We start from the raw sequence: 1,320 nt of genomic DNA on the forward strand, positions 1-1,320 counted from the left end.
CGAAGCGCGGATCCGCCAGATCGCCGAGAATTCCGGCGTCGAAGGCTCAATCGTCGTCGGCAAGCTCACCGACAGCAAGGACCACAATCAGGGTTTTGACGCCCAGAACGAGGTCTATGTCGACATGATCAAGGCAGGCATCGTCGATCCGGCGAAAGTGGTGCGCACCGCACTCCAGGATGCCGGCTCGATCGCAGCCCTTCTGATCACCGCCGAAGCGATGATCACCGACGTTCCGGCCAAGGATGCAGCACCTGCGGGTGGCGGCGGTGGCGGCATGGGCGGCTACTAAAACCCAGGATTTGTCCGATCTGTTGGAGATGTGAATGGCGGCCCCGATCGGGGCCGCTACGATTCTCAAGATGATCATCGCAAAGTTTACGCAGTCGCCCGGCTCAGTCCCGGGAGGCAATCATGATCTTGCGGCTTTCGAAGGGGACGCAATCCACGCTAGACTGTCCAGGCGGCCGTCTGGTTGCGGAGCTCGCCGGACTTTGGCAAGCGATCGGACGAACCGCCATCCCCGACACGGAGACACGTTCATGTTTGCGGCCAAGGCCATCGACACCTCAGACAAGCCCGCGTTCTACCGCGACCTCGCCACCCAATTGAAGGCGCTGCTCGAGGGTGAGCGCGATTCGATCGCCAACGCCGCCAACACCGCAGCACTCATCTTCCAGATGGTGCCGGACCTCAACTGGGCCGGTTTCTATTTCCTGCAGTCGGACGAGGAAATGGTGCTCGGGCCTTTCCAGGGCAAGCCGGCCTGTGTGCGCATCGCCGTCGGCAAGGGCGTGTGCGGAACGGCGGTCGAACTCGGCACCTCGATGCTGATCAAGGACGTGCATGATTTTCCCGGCCACATCGCCTGCGATGCCGATTCGCGCTCGGAACTGGTGGTGCTGCTCGAGGACGATGAAGGCGTCTTCGGCGTGCTCGATCTCGACAGCCCGCTGCCCGGCCGCTTCGACAAGGCCGACCAGGCCGGCATCGAGACGCTGGCGGCGATCTATGCCGCGGCGAGTTCGTTCGAGGACTGAGCTGCGTCCTACGGCTCGGTCTTCAGCGCGCGATTGAAAGCTGCAATCGTCATGTCGATCAGTTGCGCGTGAATATCACCGCGCGATCGTGCTCCACCGTCATCGCAAACCGGGTCGCCGATCTGTTCGGCCGCAATGATGCCGGCAGCGCCGGGCTTACATTCGCCGAACATGCTGTAGTGGCTCGCATCCGCGATCGTCGCATAGCTCGCCTTTGAAATTGCTTTTGCGATCGCGGATGCGTCGGCGGTCACGGGAATCTTTCCTGGTCGGCCAAGAT

At 62.0% G+C, this 1,320-nt stretch carries 2 protein-coding genes and 1 pseudogene; 2 read left to right on the forward strand and 1 reads right to left on the reverse strand.

All coding sequences use genetic code 11. The features are described from left to right. Both EOA22_RS33845 and EOA22_RS33850 read left to right on the forward strand, forming a co-directional pair. Positions 1–292, forward strand: a 292-nt coding sequence (locus tag EOA22_RS33845; protein ID WP_281040812.1) for a TCP-1/cpn60 chaperonin family protein, incomplete at its 5' end; no start/stop codon positions are given. A 250-nt stretch (positions 293–542) separates the two neighbouring features. Further along, positions 543–1,040 (forward strand): GAF domain-containing protein, encoded by a 498-nt coding sequence (locus tag EOA22_RS33850; protein WP_063168667.1) that lies wholly within the window; start codon positions 543–545, stop codon positions 1,038–1,040. Between the two features lie 8 nt (positions 1,041–1,048). Here the strand turns inward: EOA22_RS33850 and EOA22_RS33855 are convergent. Continuing rightward, a pseudogene (locus EOA22_RS33855) lies at positions 1,049–1,320 on the reverse strand (dienelactone hydrolase); the annotation flags it as partial.

Origin of the sequence: Mesorhizobium sp. M7A.F.Ca.US.014.04.1.1 (assembly GCF_003998745.1) — a bacterium.
In the GTDB taxonomy this organism is placed as follows: domain Bacteria; phylum Pseudomonadota; class Alphaproteobacteria; order Rhizobiales; family Rhizobiaceae; genus Mesorhizobium; species Mesorhizobium ciceri.